Here is a 2198-nt window from a genome sequence, read left to right on the forward strand (position 1 = left end):
GTCCCGAGCTCCTGGGCAAACAGGGACACGCGCAGTTCTTCCACCATCCAGCGGTAGGTTTCCCACTCCGGGCTGAGCGTTTGATCCGGCGCGTCGCCGATCTGGGCATATACCCGGTTCCAGTGCTTCTGCACCTCGCCCTGGCGTTGTTTATCCGCCGCCAGCGAGCGTTCTATTTTATCCAGCCGAAGGTTGATGGCCTTGAGATAACGCGGCAGGTGTTTCAGCCATTGTCGTGGTGTAGTGCTGATAAAACCTTCATAGACCAGGCAATCCAGTTGCTGGCGGATATCCTTGACGGCATCGAACCAGGCCAGCGGAATATTGCCCTGTAGCCGTTTGGCGACGTGATGGTATTGCTCGAGGATCTCGTACAGCCGATCACAGAGTTCATTCGCAACGCTCATCAACTTGCTTTTGGCCTCGGCCACCCGACGATTGAACAGCTCCTGTGAACGAATATCCTCGATATCGTCCAGCAGGGCCTCATCGATAATCGCATCTTCGAGATCCTGCAACAGGCTTTGCTTGTCACCGATCGAGGTATAGAACAACTGGATTTTATCGATGTGGCGCAGGTTCTTGCGCAGGTACTTCATCTCCTTGCGGGCCACCAGCCGGAACAGCCGGCGCAGACCCAACCGCTGTTCGGCCGCCGCCTGTTCGGGATCATTGAACAGGCGCACCGACACGCTCTCGCCATCGCCGTTACTATCCAGGCTGTCATCGACCAGCGCCGGGGTGGCGCGGATCGTCAGGCCGTGTTGTTCCAGCTCCACGACTTCGGGCAGATCGCCGAAGTCCCATTGGGTAATGTCCTGCTTTTCAAACTTCGAGGTCGGCAGTTCGGCCAGCACGCCTTCACTCAGGGTCGACAGCTCCTGCTGCAACTGCCCCAGGTCCCGGCCGACGCCCAGCACCTGGTTGTCCTGATCGATCACGCGAAAGTTCATGTGATAGAACTCCGGCAGGTTATCCAGTTGCCAGACGTCCCGGTCGATCTTCGTGCCACTGATCTTTTGCATATGCGCCGCCAGGTTGTCGAGTAACGGCTGACTGCGATCATAATTTGAAGCCAGAAAATCATCGGCATAGTTCGGCACCGGCACGAACTGCTTGCGCAGCGCCTTGGGCAGACACTTGATCAGGGCAATGACCTTGTCGCGCAACAGGCCGGGGACCAGGTAATCGAACGACGCTTCGCGTAACTGGCCAAGGATGGCCAGCGGCACGATCACCGTTACCCCGTCCTCGGCATGGCCCGGTTCAAAGTGATAGTCCATTTCCAGCGAGACCCCGTCGATCTCCATACTGCCGGGGAACTGTTCCTCGTTGATGTGTTCCGCCTCGTGGCGCATCAACGATTCTTTTTGCAGGTAGAGTATTTCGGGATTGGTTTGCTGCACGGTCCTGAGCCATTTTTCGAAGGCCTTGCCGCTGTAAATCCCCTCCGGAATACGCTCGTCGTAAAACTCGAACAGCGCCTGTTCATCCACCAGGATATCCCGGCGCCGACCGCGGGCCTCCAGCGACTCGATCTCCTCGATCACCGACTGGTTATATTTAAAGAACGATGCGCGGGTGTCATAGTCCCCCTGCACCAGGGCCTCGCGGATGAAGATCTCCCGCGCCAGCACCGGATCGATGGGGCCATAGTTAATCCGCCGTTTCGGGCAGATGGTAATGCCGTACAGGGTGGTGCGCTCGAAGGCGCCGACCTGGGCCGGCTTTTTCTGCCAGTGGGGCTCCGAATAACTGCGCTTGAGCAAATGAGCCGCGAGCTCCTCCACCCACTCGGGCTCGATGCGGGCCACCATGCGCCCGTACAGGCGGGTGGTTTCCACCAGCTCGGCACACATGATCCACCTGGGGGGCTTTTTGGCCTGCCACGAGCCCGGGTGAATATGAAAGCGGATATTGCGCGCGCCATGAAACTCGTTGGACTCGATGGCCTTGTTACCGATATTGCCCAGCAGGCCCGACAGCAAGGCCCGGTGAATGTCGTCATACCCGGCCGGCGTGGTGTTGAGCCGGGTGCCCTGCTCTTTAAATAGCGTGTAGATCTGCTGGTAAATATCCCGCCACTCCTGCATCCGGTTGTAGGAGAGAAAATGCTGCTTGCAGAACTTGCGCAGTTTATTCTGGCTGAGGTGCTTGCGCTTCTCCTCGTACAGGTGCCACAGGTTCAGATAAAACAG

At 57.9% G+C, this 2198-nt stretch carries 1 protein-coding gene; it reads right to left on the bottom strand.

Annotation, left to right across the window (positions count from 1 at the left end; all coding sequences use genetic code 11):
- On the bottom strand, positions 1-2198 hold a 2198-nt coding region (hrpA, locus tag RI563_RS12225), incomplete at both ends, for an ATP-dependent RNA helicase HrpA (protein WP_310694664.1).

Origin of the sequence: Thiohalophilus sp., assembly GCF_031581315.1 — a bacterium.
GTDB lineage: Bacteria > Pseudomonadota > Gammaproteobacteria > UBA6429 > Thiohalophilaceae > Thiohalophilus.